This is a genomic window from Chryseotalea sanaruensis, from assembly GCF_003990915.1.
Taxonomy (GTDB): Bacteria; Bacteroidota; Bacteroidia; order Cytophagales; family Cyclobacteriaceae; genus Chryseotalea; species Chryseotalea sanaruensis.
Genome location: NZ_BHXQ01000002.1, coordinates 221005 through 243917 on the forward strand (window position 1 = coordinate 221005; position 22913 = coordinate 243917).

Annotated in this window: 17 protein-coding genes; 7 read left to right on the forward strand and 10 right to left on the reverse strand. The window is 38.0% G+C overall.

The window, feature by feature from the left end; translation table 11 throughout:
• Window positions 1-72 precede the first annotated feature (72 nt).
• From SanaruYs_RS05450 to SanaruYs_RS05460, 3 genes are all read right to left on the reverse strand, one after another.
• Window positions 73-2925 (reverse strand): TonB-dependent receptor, encoded by a 2853-nt coding sequence (locus SanaruYs_RS05450; RefSeq protein ID WP_218022381.1) that lies wholly within the window; start codon window positions 2923-2925, stop codon window positions 73-75.
• Window positions 2926-3098: 173 nt separating this feature from the next.
• Window positions 3099-4574, reverse strand: a complete 1476-nt coding sequence (locus SanaruYs_RS05455) for a beta-helix domain-containing protein (RefSeq protein WP_127121521.1) — start codon at window positions 4572-4574, stop codon at window positions 3099-3101.
• 275 nt (window positions 4575-4849) lie between these two features.
• Window positions 4850-5839 (reverse strand): AAA family ATPase, encoded by a 990-nt coding sequence (locus SanaruYs_RS05460; protein ID WP_127121522.1) that lies wholly within the window; start codon window positions 5837-5839, stop codon window positions 4850-4852.
• A gap of 199 nt (window positions 5840-6038) precedes the next feature.
• On the opposite strand from SanaruYs_RS05460, the gene SanaruYs_RS05465 reads away from it, so the two are divergent.
• From SanaruYs_RS05465 to SanaruYs_RS05495, 7 genes are all read left to right on the forward strand, one after another.
• On the forward strand, window positions 6039-6347 hold the full coding sequence (locus SanaruYs_RS05465) for a YtxH domain-containing protein (RefSeq protein WP_127121523.1): 309 nt from the start codon (window positions 6039-6041) through the stop codon (window positions 6345-6347).
• A 19-nt stretch (window positions 6348-6366) separates the two neighbouring features.
• Entirely contained in the window at window positions 6367-6894 is a 528-nt protein-coding gene (locus SanaruYs_RS05470; RefSeq protein WP_246011851.1) for a DUF1573 domain-containing protein, read from the forward strand.
• A 142-nt stretch (window positions 6895-7036) separates the two neighbouring features.
• Window positions 7037-7867 carry a 50S ribosomal protein L11 methyltransferase gene (gene prmA / locus SanaruYs_RS05475; RefSeq protein WP_127121524.1) on the forward strand — a complete coding sequence of 277 codons (831 nt, stop codon included), beginning with the start codon at window positions 7037-7039 and terminating at the stop codon, window positions 7865-7867.
• A gap of 103 nt (window positions 7868-7970) precedes the next feature.
• The gene (locus SanaruYs_RS05480; RefSeq protein WP_127121525.1) at window positions 7971-12761 is read left to right on the forward strand and encodes a hypothetical protein; all 4791 of its coding nucleotides are present in this window, start codon (window positions 7971-7973) and stop codon (window positions 12759-12761) included.
• A 47-nt stretch (window positions 12762-12808) separates the two neighbouring features.
• Entirely contained in the window at window positions 12809-14164 is a 1356-nt protein-coding gene (locus tag SanaruYs_RS05485; RefSeq protein ID WP_127121526.1) for a dipeptidase, read from the forward strand.
• Between the two features lie 51 nt (window positions 14165-14215).
• Window positions 14216-16291, forward strand: a complete 2076-nt coding sequence (locus SanaruYs_RS05490) for a protein-disulfide reductase DsbD family protein (RefSeq protein ID WP_127121527.1) — start codon at window positions 14216-14218, stop codon at window positions 16289-16291.
• A gap of 185 nt (window positions 16292-16476) precedes the next feature.
• Window positions 16477-17565, forward strand: coding sequence for an efflux RND transporter periplasmic adaptor subunit (locus SanaruYs_RS05495; protein WP_127121528.1), 1089 nt, complete (start codon window positions 16477-16479; stop codon window positions 17563-17565).
• Window positions 17566-17621: 56 nt separating this feature from the next.
• Here SanaruYs_RS05495 and SanaruYs_RS05500 read toward each other — a convergent pair whose 3' ends face one another.
• The 7 genes from SanaruYs_RS05500 to SanaruYs_RS05530 form a co-directional block, all read right to left on the reverse strand.
• Complete coding sequence (locus tag SanaruYs_RS05500; protein WP_127121529.1) at window positions 17622-18287, reverse strand: hypothetical protein; 666 nt, start codon at window positions 18285-18287, stop codon at window positions 17622-17624.
• A gap of 567 nt (window positions 18288-18854) precedes the next feature.
• Complete coding sequence (locus SanaruYs_RS05505; RefSeq protein ID WP_127121530.1) at window positions 18855-19304, reverse strand: hypothetical protein; 450 nt, start codon at window positions 19302-19304, stop codon at window positions 18855-18857.
• Window positions 19301-20443 (reverse strand): DUF4221 family protein, encoded by a 1143-nt coding sequence (locus tag SanaruYs_RS05510; protein WP_160118588.1) that lies wholly within the window; start codon window positions 20441-20443, stop codon window positions 19301-19303. Before SanaruYs_RS05510 ends, SanaruYs_RS05505 begins: the two co-directional genes overlap by 4 nt.
• A 134-nt stretch (window positions 20444-20577) precedes the next feature.
• A complete protein-coding gene (locus tag SanaruYs_RS05515) occupies window positions 20578-20811 on the reverse strand; it encodes a hypothetical protein (protein ID WP_127121532.1) in 234 nt (77 codons plus the stop codon).
• Between the two features lie 289 nt (window positions 20812-21100).
• Complete coding sequence (locus tag SanaruYs_RS05520) at window positions 21101-22237, reverse strand: DUF4221 family protein (RefSeq protein ID WP_127121533.1); 1137 nt, start codon at window positions 22235-22237, stop codon at window positions 21101-21103.
• Window positions 22219-22422, reverse strand: coding sequence for a hypothetical protein (locus SanaruYs_RS05525; RefSeq protein WP_127121534.1), 204 nt, complete (start codon window positions 22420-22422; stop codon window positions 22219-22221). Before SanaruYs_RS05525 ends, SanaruYs_RS05520 begins: the two co-directional genes overlap by 19 nt.
• Window positions 22423-22571: 149 nt before the next feature.
• Window positions 22572-22796, reverse strand: a complete 225-nt coding sequence (locus SanaruYs_RS05530; protein WP_127121535.1) for an HTH domain-containing protein — start codon at window positions 22794-22796, stop codon at window positions 22572-22574.
• Window positions 22797-22913: the final 117 nt, after the last annotated feature.

Consider the following 22913-nt stretch of genomic DNA (forward strand, 5'->3'; position numbering starts at 1 on the left):
ATCTGGTAGAAAGTTTTATAAAAAAGAAAGGCTGTTCTCAGAACAGCCTTTCTTTTTATATTCAACTATTACTTAGTTAAGATTATATTTTAATCCAAGACTGATGGATCTTCCTGGGTTTAGTCTGCTGTAGTATTGATCCTGAGCATTAAAGCCAACAAAGAAGTTTTCCCTTACATCATCTAAAATATTAGAAACATTAAAAGTAATGCTGGTCTTTTTATCGGGGCCAAAACTTTTGCTTAAGTTAAAGTTCAAGCTGTTGAAAGGTTCAGCATAAACATCTGGGAAGAGACCTCCACCAACTACAGTAAGCGTAGGACCATTAACATTGTAGAATAAACCGCCATCAAAGCCGTTTTCAGGATCTTCGTAAGACAAGCCTACATTTATGATGTAGGGTGCTTGTCCTGCCATTTCTCTTGTGCGCTTTAATTCCTGACCATTTTTCTGATAAGCTTTGCGCACATTGTACTCCTGATCGGTCATATCAATTCTTGAGTCAACAAATGTTAGGTTACCACTTGCAAATAATTTTCTGAAAACTGGTCCGGCAAAGTCAAGCGACTTTCTGAATTCAAACTCAGCACCAAGAATTTGTCCATCACCTACGTTACGTGGTTGGAATTCGTTCGTAGTTTGTGCCACTGAAAGTCGTACCAGTTCTATTGGATCAGCAAATTTTTTGTAAAACACACTAACTGAAAACAACTCACCCTTCTTCATGTACTTTTCCCAACGGATGTCGAAGTTGTCTATCAAAGTTTCTCTTAAGTTTCCATCCCAATCAGGAAATTTAAACAAACCACCATTAAATGTTCTGTTCGATACAGGATCAAGAATCTGAGCGAATGACAACTCTTTGAATGAAGGTCTGGCTATAGTTTTAGAATAAGAAAGTCTCAGGTTCTGATTATCTCTGTAGTTATAGATAAAATTACCGGAAGGGAAGAAATGAAGCGCATCAAGTACTATAGCGTCATCAAGATTTCTTCCGTTAACAACATCTCCATTAGCATAAACACCATCACGTCCGGTATGTCTTTGAACAAAATTTTCAGCACGCACACCAATAATTGCTTTAAGCTTATCGATTATCTGAAAATCGTTTGAAACATAAAATGCTGTATTGCTTACTGTAGAGTTAAAGCTGTTAGAATTTGGATCAGGGTTACCCGAAGAGAAATACACAGAACCATTTGGGTAAAGAAACTGATCATCCATGATTACGTTTGAGTTGCCGTTGAACTCTGGCTGTGAGCCGAAAAACTGCATGTTGTAAGTAAGGATCTCAAAATCTCTTTCCTTAAAAGTATGGCTTGCACCAAACTTAAGCGATGCCGCCTTATTGAATAATTGGTAATTCTTTTTGAAATCTACTTTTGAAACAAGGTTGATTTCATCAAGGTATCTCCAAATACGTGATGGATTGCCTGCAGCACCTGAACTAAAAACAGTATCAGAAGAAGTGTAGGTAAATGCAGTTTTTCTGATGTCTGGTTCAACAATTTTGGAAATCGTTGGCGATACTTTCCAATCAATGCTCCAACCTTTATCAGAAGTGTGGTGTTCACCACTCAATAAAATGTTGGTTACACCTCTCTGACTAAATTCAAGGTTTTCGGATCCGCCAAAGAAACCAGACTTACCAACAGCAGAACCGTTGTCGTCAATAAAAAATCTAGCCGCTCTCTTCTCACCGTTTTGAAGATGAAGAGCTGACAACTTATATTTTGAATTTTGTGTTTTGTAAGCTAAACCTGCTAAACTTCCCCATAAGGAGTTTCTTTCAGTAATTGCTCCCTCTTGAGTAGTGGCATATATTAATTCATATTCGTCAGCAAAAGCCGGGCGCTGATATTCTCCGTAAAAGGCATCGTCATAGAATACAGTTGAGCTTTTATAAGTTGTGGAAAAAATATAGCCTAGACTTGTGCCATTGTCAAAGTTCTTTTGGTTTGCTGACGAAATACCAAAGCTATAATCCATTAAGCTTTTTTGATCTTGCGTACCCATGGTCTTATTGAAGCCCTTTAGAAAACTATTTACATCTTGTGAGGTTACACCTGGAGCACCTGGACTAGGGAAAACAGAATTGGTTGCACCAGCAGGTAATTGTCTTGTGCCGTCATCAAAACCTAACCAATCGTTCTTACCTCCCTTATAGGTAAAATGATCATCTCTAAAGTGCATGGATGGGTTATAGCCAACACTTGCCGAAACATTGAAGGTTTTAACTTCTGGAAAATCTTTTGTTTCGATGTTTACTACACCACCAGTAAAGTCTGCTGGAAGATCTGCAGATGATGACTTAAGCACCATCATGTTCTCAATAAGACTGGTTGGGAAAATATCTATCTGAATACTGTTTCGATCTGGATCTAGACCGGGAACATCCACTGAATTAAGGGTTGTTTTTGTGTATCGATCACCAAGTCCTCTTACGAAAACATACTTACCTCCCTCTACAGAGACACCTGTAACACGTTTAACTGCCTCCGAAGCGTCCGAATCACCGATTTGACTAAACTTAGCGGAGGAGATTCCATCAACTAAAATTGGAGCTTTTCTTTTTACGGTAAGTATGGCAGATTCCGAATTGCGTATGGCTTCGGCTGTTACAACAACACTCTCTAAAGTTTGCACGTCTTCTTGTAATCTGATATTCTCTACCAAGGTTACACTTCCTGATTTAACCTCAACACCGGTAACAGTAGTTGTCCTATATGAAACATAGGAAATTATCAAATCATAAGTGCCCGGAAGAATGTTGATATTAAATTTACCGTCAAAGTCTGTTACTGACCCTGAGGTATTGTTTTTTACCTGAACAGTTACCCCAATCAGGGCCTCTCCGCTCACATCATCGAAGACGGAACCTCTGATTGTACCCTTTTGATCTTGTGCATTTGATGAAAAACTCAAACAACATAGGCTTAAGCTCAACAAAAACAGCTTTTTTATCATAATTTTTGCGTTTTCGGTTAAAAGGACCGGGTTTGATTGGCCACGCAAAAATAGATAGAGCTTGCCCTATGTCAGGGGCAAGCTCTATTATCAAATTGTTCAAGGTCTATTATCAAATTGTTACGTACTTTTTACAGTCCGATACCTGCCAAAGCGCCTGATTGACGAGCCCAAGTCCAGGTAAAGGAAGTAAGGTTAGCACCCAGGGTATTGGCGTTAGCGGCTACAGCCGTTAATTTATCTGCAGGAATACCAGCAAATACAGTTGCCGCGGATTTTTCAGCAGGCAAAGTATATTGGAAGCCGGCAACGCTGCTTGTGCTGTTGGCAAAAGCAATCATGGCAGCATACTCTTTAACGTCAGTATTATTGGAAATACCGTAGAAGTAGATATTGCTCATCTGCACATTGGTGTTTGCGTCAAAGTCAATAAGGTCGGCTATGTTAGCACCTGCATACACAGTACCATTCATAAATTTATGATCACCATCCTTATAAGTTCCTTCAGGACCATCTAACTCAAAGCCACTACCGGTATTTGGAGCAACAATAACAAAGTTACTAACTGTACCATTATAGGCTTGATCAGTATCTAAAGCATCATCAAAAGAATTCCAAACAAGTGCATTTGTTACGGAAACAGTACCACCAAAAAACTCGATACCGTCATCCTGATTAGCAACTACCTCAATGTTTTCAATAACTGTGCCTGAACCTACTCCACCAAGTGTTAAACCATTGATTTCGTTACCTGATCCAATGTTTGCACCGCCATGGCGTATTGAAACATAACGAATAATTCCAGAATTATCGGTCTTGTTGTTACCACCATATAAACCATTGGCATCAGTTGCTGGTATACCTTCAATTTGAACTTCTGACAACTGACTTCCTGAGCTTGAAGCTGAAATAGGTGCACTACCTAAAACAATAACCCCTCCCCATAAACCATTTACTGTAGGCTCCAGGTTAGGGCTTACAATTTGGCCTGGTTGTAATTCATCAGCAACAGATGTAAAAATAATTGGGCTGGCTGCTGTTCCTTCCGCCATTAGTTTTCCACCACGTGCTACCAATAATGCAGTGGCATTTGCGCCTGTACCTGCCTGACCTTTAATTACAGTACCCGGCTCGATAGTTAATGTTACACCATTGATTACAGTAATGCGGCCACCAAGTACATAAACAACGCCTGTTTTCCAGGTTGTATTTGCTGTAATATTTGAAGTAATCGTTACCTGATTACCTTTTGTAACAACAACTTCCTTTAAATCTTCTTTATCGTTATTATCAATTACCGTTAAAGAGATGGTTGCATCACCTGCCTCTTCGTTGGCGGCAAAAGTAACCACGATGTCTCCAGAAACTGCTCCGGCTGTCAAAGCGGCAGAAACCTCCGCTTCACCACCAGTTGCTGTAACGCTTGCTGATTTAAAACCACCAGGAATAGAAACGGTAAAAGTTAAATCAGTTGATTCGCCAATAAGTACGTCCAAAGCAGCAGGTGCTGTGATGGTAGGGCGATCTGGTGTAGCTTCTTCATCATCGCAAGCCCATGTAAACGCTAACACGGAGGCGATGGCAATCATTGATAAGAATTTTTTCATGATTAATGTTTTTGGTTTCGAAATTTAATTCTGCGCCAAAGGTGAACATCTAATGTTATCTGAAGCGATCGTGTCTTTTAACAAATTGTTAAAGAGGTTAGGGACTATGTTACTTCAATATTAAGGCTGTCTATATTATAAAGAACGAAAACAAGCTTTGCATAAGAAATGAAATAGCGGAAGATCATTTACTAAGATATTGGATTCCCGTAGTGTCAAAAAAATAACCTGGCCGCTTCGTGCAACCAGGTTATCTATACCATTATTAACTTCAACTATTTTGATATAGGCACTTTGTTTAAGATGGCCTTTATGATATCGGTAGTCTTCACACTATCTGCCTCCGCCTCATAATTAAGAATGATGCGGTGGTTCATCACATCTAATGCTACTTCCTTAATGTCTTCTGGCAATACATAATCCCTGCCTTCAAAGTAAGCTACTGCCTTAGCGGCCAGATTCAAATTTATACTGGCGCGTGGTGAAGCACCAAATTGTATGTATTGTGCCTGCTCATCCAGTTTATATTCTTTTGGTTTGCGTGTAGCAAACACCAGTTCTATAATATAGCGTTCCAACGATTCGCTGATCTTCACTTTATTCACCTGCTCACGCACTGAGAAAATATCTTCTTTAGTAAGCACTGTGTTCACAGTGAAATCAAATTTCATATTTGAAATCCTGCGCATCACCTCAAGTTCCTGCTCTTTTGTAGGGTAATCAACAGAAACCTTCATCATAAAACGGTCTACCTGTGCTTCCGGAAGTGAATAGGTTCCTTCCTGATCAACCGGGTTTTGGGTTGCCAACACAAGGAAAGGTTTATCAAGCGTAAATGTTGTCTCACCAATAGTCACTTGCTTTTCCTGCATGGCCTCCAACAAAGCGGATTGTACTTTGGCTGGCGAGCGGTTAATTTCATCTGCCAGAATAATATTCGCAAAAATAGGCCCCTTCTTTACCTCAAATTTACCTTCGCGCTGGTTGTAAATCATCGTTCCAACAAGGTCGGCAGGCAAAAGATCGGGGGTAAACTGTATACGGGAAAAATCGAGGTGCAACACCTGCGCCAACGTACTCACGGTAAGCGTTTTCGCCAGACCTGGCACTCCCTCTAACAATATGTGTCCATTAGTAAATAAGCCCACCAGTAACCGATTCACCATATACTCCTGGCCAACCACTACTTTGCCTACCTCGTCTAATACTTGCTTAATTTTGGCTTTATGTTCCTGATGGATCTCTGAAGAAGCTGTTAATGACATATAAAAAAGTTTTACAGACCAATTAAACGACAATTTTAATGAATCGGGGTCAATTTTTGTGATGAATCATGATCATAGTTCTTTCGAAGGCACTTTATTCAGTTTGAGTTGTTCTTTTTGTACCTTATTACGGATTATGCTTGTTAAAAAACGTTAATTTTTTGATTTTGCGCACCCTCAACTCTAATTTTGATACGATATGAGCAAACACAGCGGAAACACGCTATTAGCCTTTTTACTGGGCGCAGCTGCAGGAGCAGCCATCGGCATACTTTATGCCCCCGAAAAAGGTTCGGTTACACGCGAGAAGCTTTCATTTAAACTGGATAAGTACCGCAAAATGCTTCAAGATCTGGTTAACGACCTTATCGAGGGCAGAGAAACACCACTGACCAGCGAGGCAAAAAGTCAGGGACAGAAGGTGGTAGACGAAACTAAAAATAAGGCTGAGCAGTTATTGGATGACGTAGACACTTTGCTTGAGCAGTTAAGAAATTCAAAAGGTTAAGATTAAAAAAACAATTAATATGAAGTTGATTATGAGAAATGTGGCCCTGGCATTATTAGCGTTAGCCTCTCTAACCGCTTGCGGAGATAAAGACGCAGAGAAAAAAATAGCAGCACTTGAGGCGCGTCTTAGCGAATTGGAAGGTAAAAAATCACCTGCTGCTTCACCGGCTGTTCAAGCACAACCCGTGGAAGAAGTAAAGCCTGAAGGCCCTATTGCTGCGCTTCAGTTTGAAAAAATTGAACATGACTTTGGCACTATTAGCGAAGGGCAAAAAGTTTCTTACACCTACAAATTCAAAAATACGGGTGATGCTCCTTTAATCATCCAAAGTGCTCAGCCATCTTGCGGCTGTACAGTTCCTGAGTGGTCTAAAGAACCAATTCCTGCTGGTGGTGAAGGATATGTAAAGGCTGAATTTGATAGCAAGGGAAAGCCTAATGCGCAAAATAAGACTATAACTGTTACTGCCAATACTTTCCCGAAACAAACCACACTGCGCTTTAAGGCCATGGTAATTCCAACTGTAACCGCACCTGTGCAATAAGTTATAAAATAAATAGCTATAAAAAAGCCCGAGCTTCAAAGCCGGGCTTTTTTGTGCCTAATTCGTAATTTGCGTATTAGAACTTGAAGCTAAGAGCTTGTGGCTAGTTGCTAAAAGAGAAAAATTAACCGAATTCACTCCCATGTACCATACCCGCCTTGTTGTTATCTGTGAACCTGATTTTTCTGAAATACTGATGGCCGAAATAGCTGAAACCGGTTTCGATACCTTCATGGAAAATGATAAAGGCTTTGAGGCATATGTTGAAACTGAAAATTTTGACAAACAAATGCTCGAGGCAATACGGGAACGCTACAGCCAGCAGACCTCCGTTGTATTTTACCAGGATCGGATTCAGAAAAAGAATTGGAATGAAGAATGGGAGAAAAATTATGAGCCTGTAATAGTTGATGATCAGTGTATAATCCGGGCAAGTTTTCATCAACCAAATAAGCAGTATCCTTACGACATCGTGATAACGCCTAAAATGTCATTTGGCACAGGGCACCACGCTACAACTTATTTGATGGTTAAAAATCAGCTCGATATTGATCATACCAATAAACGTGTAATGGATGCCGGTTGTGGCACTGCCGTGCTCAGTGTAATGGCATGCAAACGAGGCGCAGCCTTTGTAGATTCTTTTGATATTGACGCATGGAGCATTGAGAACGGAAAAGAAAATGCTGAGGTAAATAACTTTCAGAACATTCGCATCCGACAAGGCAAAATAAGCGAACTGAAATTTGATGAGCCCTTCGATATTATATTGGCAAACATCAATAAAAATATCTTACTCCTCGAAATGCCTTATTATTTTGCCTACCTGAAACCAGGTGCACTATTGCTATTAAGTGGTTTTTATGAACACGACATACCAGACTTACTAGCCAGGGCTGAAAAAGAGGGCTTGAGCAAAGTAAAGCAAGTCGTGCACGAGACTTGGGCTACGTTACTGCTACAAAGAAAATAAGCGCCTTAAAATTACCCATATTGTTTACCGACTCCCCATCGTTATACAAGGGCAAAACCAAAATCTTGATTAACTTGTCTTCATTTTAGTAACACGCGAAAACTTGAAACGCATATCGGCATTCGTACTCCTTTTTATGTTGCTGTCGGCATCATTGCTGGCGCAGCAGACAATGCCAATTCCATTTCAAGACAGTGTGCGAAATGCACTAGCAGCATCCAAAAATGTTGAATCTATTGCAATAGGTGACGGTTTTGTTCAGGTCTGGTCTTCTTATGGCATGACAGAACAAAACAGCATTAAAAAACAAATTACATTAATGCGTAAAAAGGGCTACAAATTACGACCACATGTAATACAATACGTGAGCGCTCTAGTGCATGCTAAACAAACTGAAAACGCTGATAATCCTACCATCACTTCCTTTTTAAATACTGCGCAAAAAGTTATTGAGAATTATAGTGCCACTCAGGCGAATAATTTTTTAAACGCCAGTAAGATTTTTTTTCAACACCACGCCATTCATTTTGATAAGGGCTTTCAATTATACAGTTCCAATGATACTTACTTCTTTGATTTCATTGAACCACCTAAGCCCATTGAAATTATTGAAGACGAAACTCCTTCACTAGACACCATCCCAACTGATTGGGGTGATGACGAGTACACTGACGACACACAACAGGATGACTGGACTGAGGATTCTTACAGTCAACCTCAAAATAATAACCCAATTTGGATGAACATGGTACAGGCTCCGGTTCCGCCAATTGTTGAGGGGCCGGTTTTAGTTTTCGAAAAGGCTACTTTAAACTTTGTAACACGCTACGATTCTGTTTTTCTACAAAACACTAAAGGTTCTTATGCCTTCAACCTTGACACTTTCATAGGTGAGGGTGGTTCTTTTGATTTCACAGCAGCGCTGCTTGCTGCTGATTCAATTTTTTGTGAACTACCTGTTGGTTATTTTTTTAAGGCGAACAAGGCAGAGTTAAAATCTGAATACACTAAACTAACTTATAAAGGCAAGTTAGACGAGCCAATTTCTGGGCGCTTCGAGTTTAAATCAGTTGCTCATGCAGATTCAGTAGCTTCTGTATATCCTCGTTTTACATCTTATGAAAACACCATTATTTATAAAGGTGTAGGTTTAAGCAACACAAGTTTTAGTGGAGGCTTTACACTTATTGGCAATAAAATATCAAGTGCTTCTGTATTTAATGGAAATTCAACACTTCAGGTTAGCAAAGCAGGTAATCCATTATGGAAAGCCACCTCACCAGGCTTTAACATTTCAAAGGATATTATCACAACGGAAAATGCAAGAATAACCATCTTTCAGGAAAACGATTCCATAACACATCCTATGGTTCGTTTATCTTATAAATTTCCAAGCGATAGCGCACAACAGCTTCTATTACTGAGCTCCAAAAGTTACATGCGCTATGCGCCTTTCTCTTCTTCATTCTTCAATGTCGATTTTATGGTAAACAAAATCGATTGGAGATTTATGAGCGATAGCCTAAATCTTTCTATAGAAGGTAACCGCAGTACTGTACCCATGATTGTGGAGTCGGCCAACTACTATGATCCGGATGATTACCATGCCCTGCAAAGTGAAGCTTTCAATTTTCATCCCCTTGTAGTTGTCGCTAATTACTGTTTAAAAAATAACGTACGTGAATTTTATGTGGGTGACTTAGCCTTATATACTAAACGTGAAGTAGCTGAAATGCAAAATGCAGTCGACTTCCTCGCGCAAAAGGGAATGGTGGTTTATTATCCGCGACAAAACTTTGTTCGTGTTAAAGAGAAGGCAATACAGGTTTATAGATCACAACAAAAGAAAACTGATTATGACAATTTAAAAATTCATTCTGTTATTGACACGTTACCAAATGCCACATTGAATTTTGCTAAAAGAGAGATGACCATTCGAGGTGTGGAAGGTTTTAATGTAAGCGACTCACTCAATTGTACAATTATACCTGATAGTTCAACAATAGTGCTCTTGCAAAACCGCGATTTAAAATTTGATGGCCGAATCAGTGCCGGTAATTTTGAAATTGTAGGTAAAGAGTTTACGTTAAAATATGATAGCTTCTTTATCAGCATGAAACAAATCGACTCCATCGGTTTTTTTGTGTTAGAGAAAAATGCTCAGGGTCAGACGGTACGCAGGCGTATTGATAATACTATGCAAGGTGCCGACTCTGTGCATGCTGCAGCAGCCGGTATCACGCGTGTACGTAGCTCCGGTGGCACACTATACATCAGTAGACCAAACAATAAATCCGGAAGAATAAAAACTGCCGACTACCCAAGACTAGATGCCACCAATGGTGGTGTAATCTATTTCGACAGAAGAGAAATTTTAAATGGCGCCTACGACCGATCGGTTTTCTTCATGGTACCACCTTTTAAACTCGATAGTTTAAATGACGCGGATCCATCCACCATTAACTTTGATGGTACTTTTGCCAGCAATGGTATGTTTCCGAATTTCCAAGAGAAACTGCATACTATGCCCGATAAAACGCTGGGATTTGAACACACTATTCCTGGTGATGGCTACCCGCTCTTTAAAGGTGATGGTAAAATTTATGGTAATATTCATTTAGACAAACGCGGTATCCGTTCTGCTGGTAATATTGATTACCTCGCTACTAACATCAGGTCTGATAATTTCGTTTTCTACCCCGACTCTGTAACAGCAAGAGGTCAGCATGCCACCATGGTTCAACAACAATTCGGAAGTGTCATTTTCCCTCAGGCGTCTTTTCCAAACTACCAGATGAATTGGAAACCGAAACGCGATGAATTAAAATTAAGTACAACCAATTCTGATTTCCACTTTTATGATTCTACCGCTCAGCTAAAGGGAAGTGTAATCGTTTCAAAAAAAGGTGTAAGTGGTGATGGTGTGTTAAAGACGCGCGGCACAGAATTGATCTCAAAGGAAATGAGTTTTGTCTCTGATCAATTTGCAGCACGTCATGCCACTTTCAACGTATTATCAGAAGATCCAGCCAAGCCTGCACTGGCAGGTAAAGATGTGCGCTTGCGTTTTAACCTGACTGAAAACGTAGCTGACATAGGCCCGGAAGTAGCAGGTGATGCAGCGATAGAATTTCCTTTTGCACAATTTAAAACTTCCATTCCACGTGCGCATTGGGATTTGAACACGCAGAAAATTACCATGTCCAAAGATAAAGATGTACCCATTGAAGATTCTTATTTTTATACAACGCGTAAAGACCTGGATTCACTTCGTTTTAACGCTGAAAAAGCTGAGTACGATATAAAGAAGCAAGAACTAAAAGTAAGTGGTATACCCTATATTATTGTCGCTGACGCAAAAATTACACCTGCCGGTAATGAAGTATTGATTCTTGAAAACGCCCAAATTGGTACACTTAAGAATACTACCATTATTATAGACACCTTAAATGGTTACCACAGTTTAACAGATGGCGTTATCGATATTAAATCAAGAAACGAATTCTCTGGTTACGCAACTTATCAGTACATCAACTTTTTAAAAGATACTTTCGAAATAAAACTTACTGATTTTCACCTTGAAACTATTGTTGCAACAGATTCACTTAAGCGCACTAGTCGCAGAAAAACAGAAGCTTCACAACAAACCGTAGCTATAGGCTCAGTTGATGAAGCCAAAAAATTAGTATTGGGTGCAGGTATGTTTTACAAAGGCGACATGAAAATGTATGCTACCAGACCAGCACTTGAACTTGAAGGATACATAAAACTTGACATCAAAAAAATAAAAGATTACAATTCATGGATTCGTTACCAGCAAAGTGGTGAAGAAACAGAAGTAATTATTAACTACGATAACGCCCTTACAGAAGAGGGAAAAAAAGTAGATGCAGGCTTACATTTTGATGCAACTGATAATACGCTTTACATATCGTTTCTTAATGATAAGCGTAATGAAGATGATGAAGATTTCTTTATTCCGAGCGGATCATTATTCTACGATGCAGAAGCAACAGATTATAAAATTGAAGATCTTGAAAAAGCTGCTGGCAATAAACTATCTGGTAAAGTATTTACTTACAATGACAACAATCAGAACATCCGTTTTGAAGGTCCAGTAAATTTATTAAGTGGAAATAGTTCTTTCAATGTTACAGCCACTGTCATTGGCCAAGGTAATCTGGAAACGAATGATATTCGCATGAATTCAATGGTGTTAGTGGATGCAAAAGTACCGAGCACCGCTTTTGATGCCATGGCACGCGACATACAAACTGTTATTGCGAATGAAGGTGTGGGAGAAGGTCTTGGTGATTTAACTGAATTGCTTTATAAGGTTGCCGACATTGTGGGTGAACGTGAAGCCAGAGCATACGAACAAGCAAGTCAAAAAGCTTATGTTTCTTTAGCCACATTAGCCGCAACTGCCAAGCCACTTAACTTTGCCAATGTTAATTTTAAATGGTCGCAAGGTTTCAAAGCTTTTTATAGCGAGGGAAGTTTAGGTGTATCAAATATTGGCCGCAATGACATAAATGGAGCATTTGAAGGATTTATGGAGGTGAAGAAAAATGAAGACGGACTTCCTGTTTTCAATGTATTCATTAAAGCTTCGCCTGAGTCATGGTATTCATTTAGTTATGAAGATAATCGTTTACTAGCGCATTCATCGAATCAACTTTTCAACAGTATTATCTCGAAGAAAACCAATTCCGGAAAAGCGAAAGTAGGCGAACTCATTTTTGTGCCAGGAAGCGATGATGAGACCCTTGCCTTTATTAATCGTTTTAGAAGAGATTATTATGGCATTGAAGTACCCTACAGTTTAAGTGCCGGCAGCACAGGTGCTAAGAAAAAAGAGGAAGAGAAGAAGGTGGAAGATGATGGGTTTTAGAATTTTTTAATAATAATCAGACGAAGTACAAATTTCAATATTCAATCATGGTAAAAGAATACATAGCATCCAATCAGGAGAGATTTTTAAATGAGTTGTTTGATTTACTGCGCATACCTTCAGTAAGTGCCGACAGCAAGCACAAAGATGATGTGCGTAAAGCAGCCAACTATGTAAAAGCAAAATTAGAAGAGGCTGGTGCTGATACTGTTCAATTAGTAGAAACTAAAGGTCACCCGATTGTGTTTGGCGAAAAGATTGTAAATCCTTCTTTGCCCACTGTTTTAGTCTATGGTCACTATGATGTTCAGCCCGCAGATCCATTAAACCTTTGGCACTCACCTGCTTTCGAGCCAGTTGTAAAAGATGGAAAAATTTATGCGCGTGGCGCCTGCGATGATAAGGGTCAATTCTACATGCACATCAAAGCCTTCGAAATAATGATGAAGCAAGATGCCTTGACATGCAATGTAAAGTTTATGATTGAGGGCGAGGAAGAAGTGGGCTCGGATAACCTACCCATTTTTGTAAGAGATTATAAAGACAAACTAAAAGCAGATATCATTTTAATTTCTGATACTTCTCTCATATCCTTAGATCATCCTTCCATTACAGTGGGCTTACGAGGCTTAAGCTATATGGAAGTAGAAGTAACAGGCCCTAATCGCGATTTACATTCAGGTGTTTATGGCGGTGCTGTAGCAAATCCTATCAACGTACTGGCTGATATGATTGCTTCATTGCATGATGAAAAGGGTCGTGTGTCTATACCTGGCTTTTATGATAAAGTAGTAAACCTTACACCAAAAGAAAGAGAAGCACTTAATAAGGCACCATTTGTACTTGAAAATTATAAGAAAGATTTAGACATCGCAGAAACACAAGGTGAAGACGGATACACTACGATTGAGCGTACAGGAATTCGTCCAACACTTGATGTTAATGGAATCTGGGGAGGTTATACCGGTGAAGGTGCCAAAACAGTTTTACCTTCTAAAGCATCAGCTAAAATTTCAATGCGTTTAGTTCCTAATCAGGATAGCGCTGAAATAACTGAGTTATTTACGAAACATTTTCAATCAATTGCTCCGAAGTCTGTAAAGGTAAAAGTAACTGCTCATCACGGTGGACAGCCCGCAGTAACCTCTACAACATCTAAAGCATATAAATCTGCTGAGAAAGCATTTGAACAAGTGTGGGGTAAAACACCCATTCCTACCCGTGATGGTGGAAGTATTCCTATTGTATCACTATTTAAAAAAGAACTTGGCTTAGAAACGGTATTAATGGGCTTTGGTTTAGATAGTGATGCTATACACTCACCTAACGAACATTACGGAATCAAAAATTTTACACTAGGAATCGAAACAATAGTGGCCTTCTATCAGCATTTTGCAAAGTAGAGAACCATTCGAAATTAATTTTGGTTTAAGAAAGATTAGAATTTAGTAGATATGCGTTTTATCATTTTTGTAGTATTACTGCTCTCTTCATTTAGCGGATCAGCGCAAATTTTACAGCCAGCTAAAATTACTGCGGGTACTGGTACTACCCAAGCGAAAGTGGGTGATGTCATCGATCTTATTTTTAAAGCGCAGATCGATCAAAACTGGTATATCTACTCTTTAGGTTTCGATGAGGATTGTGGGCCTATACCCATATCCATCACGCTTGATAAACATCCAAGCTTTGAATTAGTGGGTGGTGTTGTAGCTATCAATGATGAAGCCAAACACGATAAAATTTTCGATTGTGATGTACGCATTTTTAAAGTGAGTGGTGAGTTTCGTCAGAAAATAAAAATACTTAGTAAAGACCTTGTGCTAAAAGGAATTTATGAAGGCCAGGTTTGTACTGAAGTTGACGGTAAATGTGTTTTGTTTGATGGTGATCTGGCCTTCGGAAAAATCTCAGTTACCGGAGAAGATAAAAAGCAAGACGTTCAAAAACCAAAAGCTGAGGAGAAATCCGTTATCAATACTACACCAGTAACAGAGGACGCAATCGATACTGTTAAAAGTGTAATTGAACCAGCAAAAGTCTATAGCGATAAAGTAACGGGCCCAGTACTGGACGAAGCGCTTATTCAACAAAGTGCTCAGCAACAATCTTATTGGTTATTCTTTGCACTGGCCTTTGTGGCCGGTCTTGCTGCGTTGCTTACACCTTGTGTGTTCCCCATGATCCCCATGACGGTGAGCTTCTTTACTGGTCAGGGTAATTCGAAATTTAAAGCGTTGATGTACGGCTTCTTCATCATTGCCATTTACACATTAATTGGTGCAGCCTTAGCTCCACTTATGGGCCCTGAAACAGCCAACCATTTATCAACTGAGTGGATTCCTAATTTAATTTTCTTCGCAGTATTCATTGTGTTTGGTTTATCTTTTCTGGGTCTCTTTGAAATTACCCTACCAAGTTCAGTAGTCAACGCTGCCGACAGACAAGCAGACAAAGGTGGACTCGTTGGTATTTTCTTTATGGCCTTTACCATTGTATTGGTTTCATTCTCTTGCACCGGCCCAATTGTTGGCAGCATTTTAGTTTCGTCTGCCGGTGGAGAGTTTATTAAGCCTATCGTGGGTATGTTTGGTTTCTCTTTGGCCTTTGCCATTCCCTTTACTTTGTTTGCCTTCTTCCCAAGTTGGTTAAGCTCTTTGCCAAAATCAGGTGGTTGGTTAAATAGTGTTAAAGTTGTACTAGGCTTCTTAGAAATTGCACTTGCCTTCAAATTCTTAAGTATTGCTGATCAGGCTTTCCATTGGGGCATACTTGATAGAGAAATAAACATTGCTATTTGGATTGTGATTGGTCTGCTGATTGGCGCCTATTTAATGAAATGGTTTTTATTACCTGGTGATACAGGAAAAGATGTTGAAGAAAAAAGAATTGGTATTCCACGTTTATCGATGGCGATGATCACTTTCATTTTTGTGGTGTATTTAATTCCTGGTATGTGGGGTGCGCCTTTAAAAGCGTTGGCAGGTTATTTACCTCCCCTCTACACACATGATTTTAATTTATTAGCTGCATCAGCATCGACTACTGAAACCTGCGATGAACCGCAGTACGGAGATTTTCTGCACTTACCTCATGGCCTAAATGGATACTTTGATTATAAGCAAGCCTTGGCCTGCGCACGCCAGCAAAGCAAGCCATTGTTTATCGATTTCACAGGCCATGGCTGCACCAATTGTCGCGAGATGGAAGCAGTAGTGTGGAGCGATCCGCAAGTGTTAGAGCGCTTGCAAAATGATTATGTAGTGGTGGCTTTATATGTAGATGATAAAACGGAATTGCCGGAGAGCGCCTGGTATACCTCCACCTATGATAACAAGGTGAAGAAAACTATTGGTAAACAAAATGCCGACTTACAGATTACCAACCTTAAAAATAATGCACAACCATTTTATGTGCTAGTGGGCAATGACGAAAAAGTATTGGTTGCGCCTTACGGTTACGATAAAAGCGTTGAAGGATTTGTGAAGTTTTTGGATGAGGGTAAGAAACGATTTGCGGAAAAATTGTGATATCTGTTTCCCTAACAGACTTAGTACTTATATTTTGATTTACTCGATTTAAGAAACTTTAACAAAAAGGGTTTATCTTCTATCACTTGATATTACTTCTTTTTTGAGTAAATTTCCATTAGAATTAGTGCAGTAAGGGCAAGTTCAGCCATGTCTCATTATCCTTTCTGCGTAACCTACTTTCAATGAAAATAATTTTAAGTGACTTATTGTATACGCTTGTCACTCGCTATGGTTATATATTTTGCCTTGGGTTAACCATGGCCTGTGGCAGCAAAGCTGAAGTTACAGAACAAGATCCTGCAAGTCTTCGCGGACAAGTGCCACCTACAGAAGTTGAGGTTACAAAGGCCATAAAAAAACCATTTGAATATTTAATACGAACCAGTGGTAAAATAGAAGCAGAAAAAGAGCTGGACATTGTACTTAAGGTTGATGGCACAATTAACCAACTGAATATTAAAAATGGAGATCAGCTCAAGGCCGGCCAATTATTGGCAACCCTAGATAACCAGCGCTATAAGTTGGATTTAGATAAAGCCGAAATTCAATTGAGAGAAAAGAAAATAAGTTATGAAGATCAGCTTATTGGTTTTAAATCACAAGACGAAGCTAAGCTTAAAATTATACAAGAGAATATACGATTCTCCAGTGGTTTAGCCGCGGCAGAAAATGCTTACGAGCAAGCCCATTATATTTATAATAACTCACTTATAAAGGCACCTATTAGCGGCATCGTTTCTAATCTCAACTTTAAGGAAGGAAGCAGTGTAAAAAATGGAGATGTACTTTGTAATATCTATCAACCTAACAACCTCGTTGTTTCTTGTGACATTTTGGAGTCTGAGGCTTTTATGCTTGCCAAGACCCAACCAGCTTCTGTGCAATCACTTTTTGAAAAAGATAAGATCTATGATGCAAAAGTTAAGCTTATCAATCCTCGTGTTGATAACAAAAGCGGAATGCTCAATGTAAAAATCAGTATCACCTCTTCTGCAAAACTTTACCCGGGCATGAATGTCAGCGTTACCATTAAAGTGCCTTCACAAAACAACATCGTATTGCCAAAAGAAGCGGTTATCGTACGCTCGGGTAAACAAGTAGTTTTTACGGAGGAGGGTGGATTAGCTAAATGGAATTATGTAACAACGGGCAGAGAAAACGGTAAAGAAATTGAAATACTTGGCGGGTTAAAAGAAAATTCGAATGTTATTACTACCAATAACTTACAGTTGGCACATGATGCTCCAGTAAGTGCGGGTGGTGGTTTGTGAATTATCGATTAGTTACACTGACTTTAAATTAATTTCACCGCCAAAATATCACCTTATCATTGAACCCCTTCTTCGGTAATTGTATACTTACATAAAGTCATATTTTCAAAAAGTACAACCATCTCACCAGCGGTATTAATTGTAAAACTCACTGGAAGTTGTCCATCTTCAAGCGCATCAATTCGCAAAGATGAAACATATTGCTTCATTTCAATATTATAAACATCTATACAGCGATGATTACTGTTACTTAAGTTACTTAACACGAAAGCTTGTCCATTGTGTAACCTTGCATCAAGTACTGTTGGGATAGAAGGCTTCGTTTGATATGCTCCACCAGGACCAGAAAAGCCTACGGGTGCTGGAGTTTCGTCTATTGTCTCGATATGAAAAAGGTAATTACCGTTAAGATCAAAAAAAAGTAGCTTTCCTACCTTAATAAAATAAAACATGGCGTAATGCTCATCCCTTACTAGCTGTCCATCGAATACAAAGTCTACAAAGCTGTCTTTCTTTTCAAGTTGTAAAATTTCTGAAAGATTAATTTTGTTTGTAATTGTATCATCATAAAAATCATATACTAGGAACACCTTATCCGTTTCATCTTCTGCTTCAGAAGAGAAAAAATATAATCTGTCATTTATCTTTTGCAGTGAATTACTAAAGAATGATAACCGTCTATATTGCAGCAAGGAGTCATTCTTTAAAAACTTCTTTAGCATTGACCTATTAGCATCATAAACCTCGTAAGTGCTATCACCAATAAAATAATGAAAATACTTTTCGTTTTCATCTTTGCCATTGCTACCAACTTTTCCGAGTTGTAAGACGGGATTAAACTTATAATCGAACTTAATCAGATGCCATGTTCTCGAATCAATTACCCATAGTGTGTCTAAAAAAAATTGATGGATACAATTTGACTTGCTTCATATTCTTTTGAGTGAAGAAGGGTTAGATTTTTCTCAAACTTTCTATCGAAGATCCATCAGCTCTTTTGATCCTTTGTTTCAATTCTATACTCCTGTAGCCCCTTATCTTTTTGGTTTGGTTGGCAACCTAAGTTGATTAGGGTTAAGTAGATGAAAAATAAATATTTAAAGTGCTTCAAAATTTTTTAAGTTAAAACAAAGCGGGGTAGATTTAACCTACCCACCCTAATAAGCATTAAAACTCTTATAACTGATTTCAGAGCTTGTGGCTCCCTTTTATTTTACATTTTGTTGTATAAGCAATAGACTGAAGTAGAATTTGAATGTTATTCTCATACACAACATTGCTTTAACGGATCAAGACCAGCCAAAATGCTTTTTGATAATTGATTTCTTGTCATCCGTTGTTTCCGAATGAAACACACACTTACCATCTTTAAAATGAAATATCATTGGCGCGACTATACCCATTTCATAGCGCTCATAGTTGTTCATTGTGTCGTGATGTATTCGGTTTTTCGGCAAATCCAACTTATCAAGACCAAATTTCTTTATAGTATCATTATCCTTTGTTGATACAACGATGTCAAGATTATTCGCTTTACTTTCCATCAGCATCTTTACTGTTCCTTGCAAACAAGGGTTACATCCATCAAGTGGTAAAAATATCAGAATTGTTTCTTCTTGTGGAATAGTATAATTTACCTCTTTGGCTAAAAATTTGTCTAGGGTTTCTCTGTATGGATAATCGCATGAAGGGGTGCATGAAAAACAAAAAAGAATGAGCAGAACATATATGATTTTCATAGTTTTAGCGGTTTATAGGCAATGAATTTTAAACTATGCTCTTCATTCATAGGGTTATTTGGATGGTTGATATTTATCCACAATAATCCATCAGACACAAAACAAAAATCGTCCATAAACACATTAGCTGGCAATAGCACTTCTCCGGCTACACCAAAGTCACGATCTAGTATCAGCACTGATAAGTCGTTTGTAAGCTTGCCATTCATAAGACCATCAGCTGCCAGTAGTTCTTGCGGGTGTCGAACAAACCGATAGAAGATGCTATTGTCTTTATCAAATAATAATCTGTCGTATCTTCCATTTGTGATATTGTAGTTGCGTTGCTTTTGTAAGGGCATAGACTCATTACCTACCTTTGTTGATGCTTCTATACGTGCTGGCAAATATTTGCTTCTAGCATAAACAGTTTTAACAAGTTCCTTTGTTTGTGGGTGATAGAGATACATGTTATGGTCTGCATCAAAATAATGAATATCATAATCATCAGTTAGTAATCTTTGCAAATTCGATCGAAGGAAATAAATGTCGTCACCTTTGAAAAAATCAGGGTAGTAACCATAATTTCTAATAATCATTTTCTGCTTAATGTCATAATCAACCGCTAACGGAAACTGGTAATATGCGGAGGTTTGCTGACGAATAAATGGAGAAATCCAAAAGGTAAGCAAATTAGTAGCTGGAATGTAGGATGGATCAAAATAATCAACCATCATAGCCTCATAGTTACTGCTACGATCAAGTTGATTATCCACATTATAGTTATCAGTTACCTGGCCCAAGGAGTCAACCAACTGTATATTATTGTGATTAAATGTGAATAGAAAAATTGAATCTTTTTTGTGTAGATGGAATCCTTGCAGTTGAGGCACAGCATGCGGCCCTTCGTTTTGCAAAGCAATGGTTTGGAAGTTTTGTTGAGTTGCAAAATTGTAAAGATAGATCCGATGTGCATTGCTGCTATAAATGGCAAGTACATTTTGTCCACTAAACTGCCTAAATTGAAAAAGGGGATAAAAATTTGATGTGAGTGAATCAATTGGTACACTCAAAGTGTCATATGGTACAAGCGTGTACTTTTGGGTTGAAATAGTATTATGTTGTAGGTGCTGTTCCGTTTTAGTATTTGAGCAAGCCATACAGGCTAAAAAAAGAAAAGCCAAGAAGCTTATATTTTTCATTGAGTTAGATATTTCGGGGAGAAATTAAGATCAAAAAAGGCATCCAGCCAGAGCGATCGAGGATGCCTTAAATGTTTAAGAATTACTAAGTATCACTGCAACTCCATTACACTAGCTCCTCCACCGCCTTTACACTCCTGCTCAACACCACATTGGTTGCCGGACTCGGAACATTTACTCCCACTGGGTTGACAATCAACCACCTTTCTTACACAGGGTCCATTACATGGGTCACTTGCTTCAACAGCATACACAGCATCTACACCTAGTGCTAGTACAAAAGTAATTACACAAAGGGAAAGAATTTTAATCAAGCTTTTTCTCATAAAGATTTTTGTTTTGGTTAAAGAATATATTTTAGATTAAACAAAATAATCGCTTGTTTAATCATTGAATAAAACTAGAGGAAGGTTTTTAAAAGCGTAAATTCACTATTGTGATTTGTATACCATTAAAAGTTCTTTGTTGATTGCTTAAAGTCCAGCGTAAACTTTCACATCCCTAAAACTCAACTAGCAGGATTTTATAAGTATATAAATCAAAGTAATTTTTTAATGCGTATAAATTAATGTAGAAGCTTCGCAGCTAGTAATATTACTAAATAAAAAAACTGAATTATTTTTGATCAACCTTTATAGTATAAAAAGAAAGATAACTCTCAGACTTAATATTAGCTTGATTGTACAGAAAAACAAGTCCCTCTCTGGTTACATCATATATTGGTGTTAACTTAGAACTTAGTTTTATGGAATCTAAGTATTCAAACTCACTATTGAAGATCATGAGGTAGCTCTCTTCATGTTTTTTTTGAAGGCTTTCTGTTTTATTCTTCCTGACCATGTAATATAATTCCCTATACGGATCAAATATTGGATAAAAGTATCTGGGTGAATTGAAGAAATAATTCACTCTTTCGCCAGTACTATAGGAAGACTTACTTAATGGTGGAATATCAGTGTCGTCTGTCTTATTTAACTCAATAACATTATGAGTTGATGAATCATCATTCTTGGCTATTTGATATACAGTAGAACTTATCGGAAAATTATAGACGAGTTTTCCATTACTTCGATCAACGTAAGGCAAATCAAGGTCTCCATAAAAATTATCTTTGAATAATGATGGAAAAGAACAGGTTATAAGCGTATTGGCAATATTTAAGCCATCGAAATGGATATCTAATATATAAAGTTGTTCATAGAAATCATCATTTAATCGTTTTACTGCCTTATAGACGGGTAGTGTTAATACATTATCATCACTAAACGACAATTTAGAATAGTTACCGTAGGTCAACTCTAGAGGAGAAAGGCTTAGTCCCTCCATACCTTCTAATTGATCAAACTTTATCTTTTTTAATACAGTCCCTTCATGGTTCAAAAAGTATATAAATGCATTACCATAGATTATAGTTATAAAGTCTTTATTAACTGCAAAACTCCCCGCAGTAGGAATAGCATTGGGCCCCTCCTTTTGAAAAGCAATTGATTTGAGAAATTTCTTGTTTGTAAAGTCAAAAAAATCTAAGGCATGCGTTGTATGATTATAACCAACGAATACGTCTTTTCCATCCATTTGTAGAAAATCTGTAACATAGTATAAACTAAGTTGTGATGTGTTTATTGGTACACTGGTTTCGGAATAAGTATAATCTATTGAACTATCTGTCTTTGTTCCTGAGCAACTAACTAATATAACAAAAATAAATAGGAACCCGGTTGGGTTCCTATTTATTAACAACCTTCTATCCATATAATCGTACCTGTTAAACAACCATCACAATTGTCTTCAACATCCTGAATCACTTCATTTCTCCAAGATTCACAAAAATAATAGTCATCTGTGCAACACGCTAGCAAATCAGAAGCAAGGGGTCCAGCAACTAAACCAAAAATCATTAATCCAGAAATCAAAATTTTTTTTGTTCTGCTTTTCATAATATAAAAATTTAATTTTCTGTCACTATTGACATTAGTACCAATTAAGACATCGAGCGTGCAATTTCATTGCACTCTGAAGATTTCTTAAAAAAGAAGTTATAAAATTTTCAAAAAGCACCTTAAAATTAAGGTATATTGATTTATTGTTACGGGTTAGGACTTTCCGGAACATTTTGATATAGATAAGTCTTTTTTCTTTTGCAATAAATAATAGTAACTGCTTTTTCGCTTACCAGATACTCGAGATAGTTAAAAACCATCCGTCTTGAAACACCTAACCTTTTTGCTAATTCAACCGGTGACCCCGTTGCCTCCTTCTGAATAAGTTCATCTAAAAATTCAAGTCGCTTGCTAATTTTTTCAAACTGCATTGATCTCAATTAATTTCGACAATAGTGCTTTTTTTATTCGCTACACAACATAGCAGCTATTGCTACCTCATTTCAAATAAAGAAATAAATGACCAACATGCAAGCACTATTTTAAAA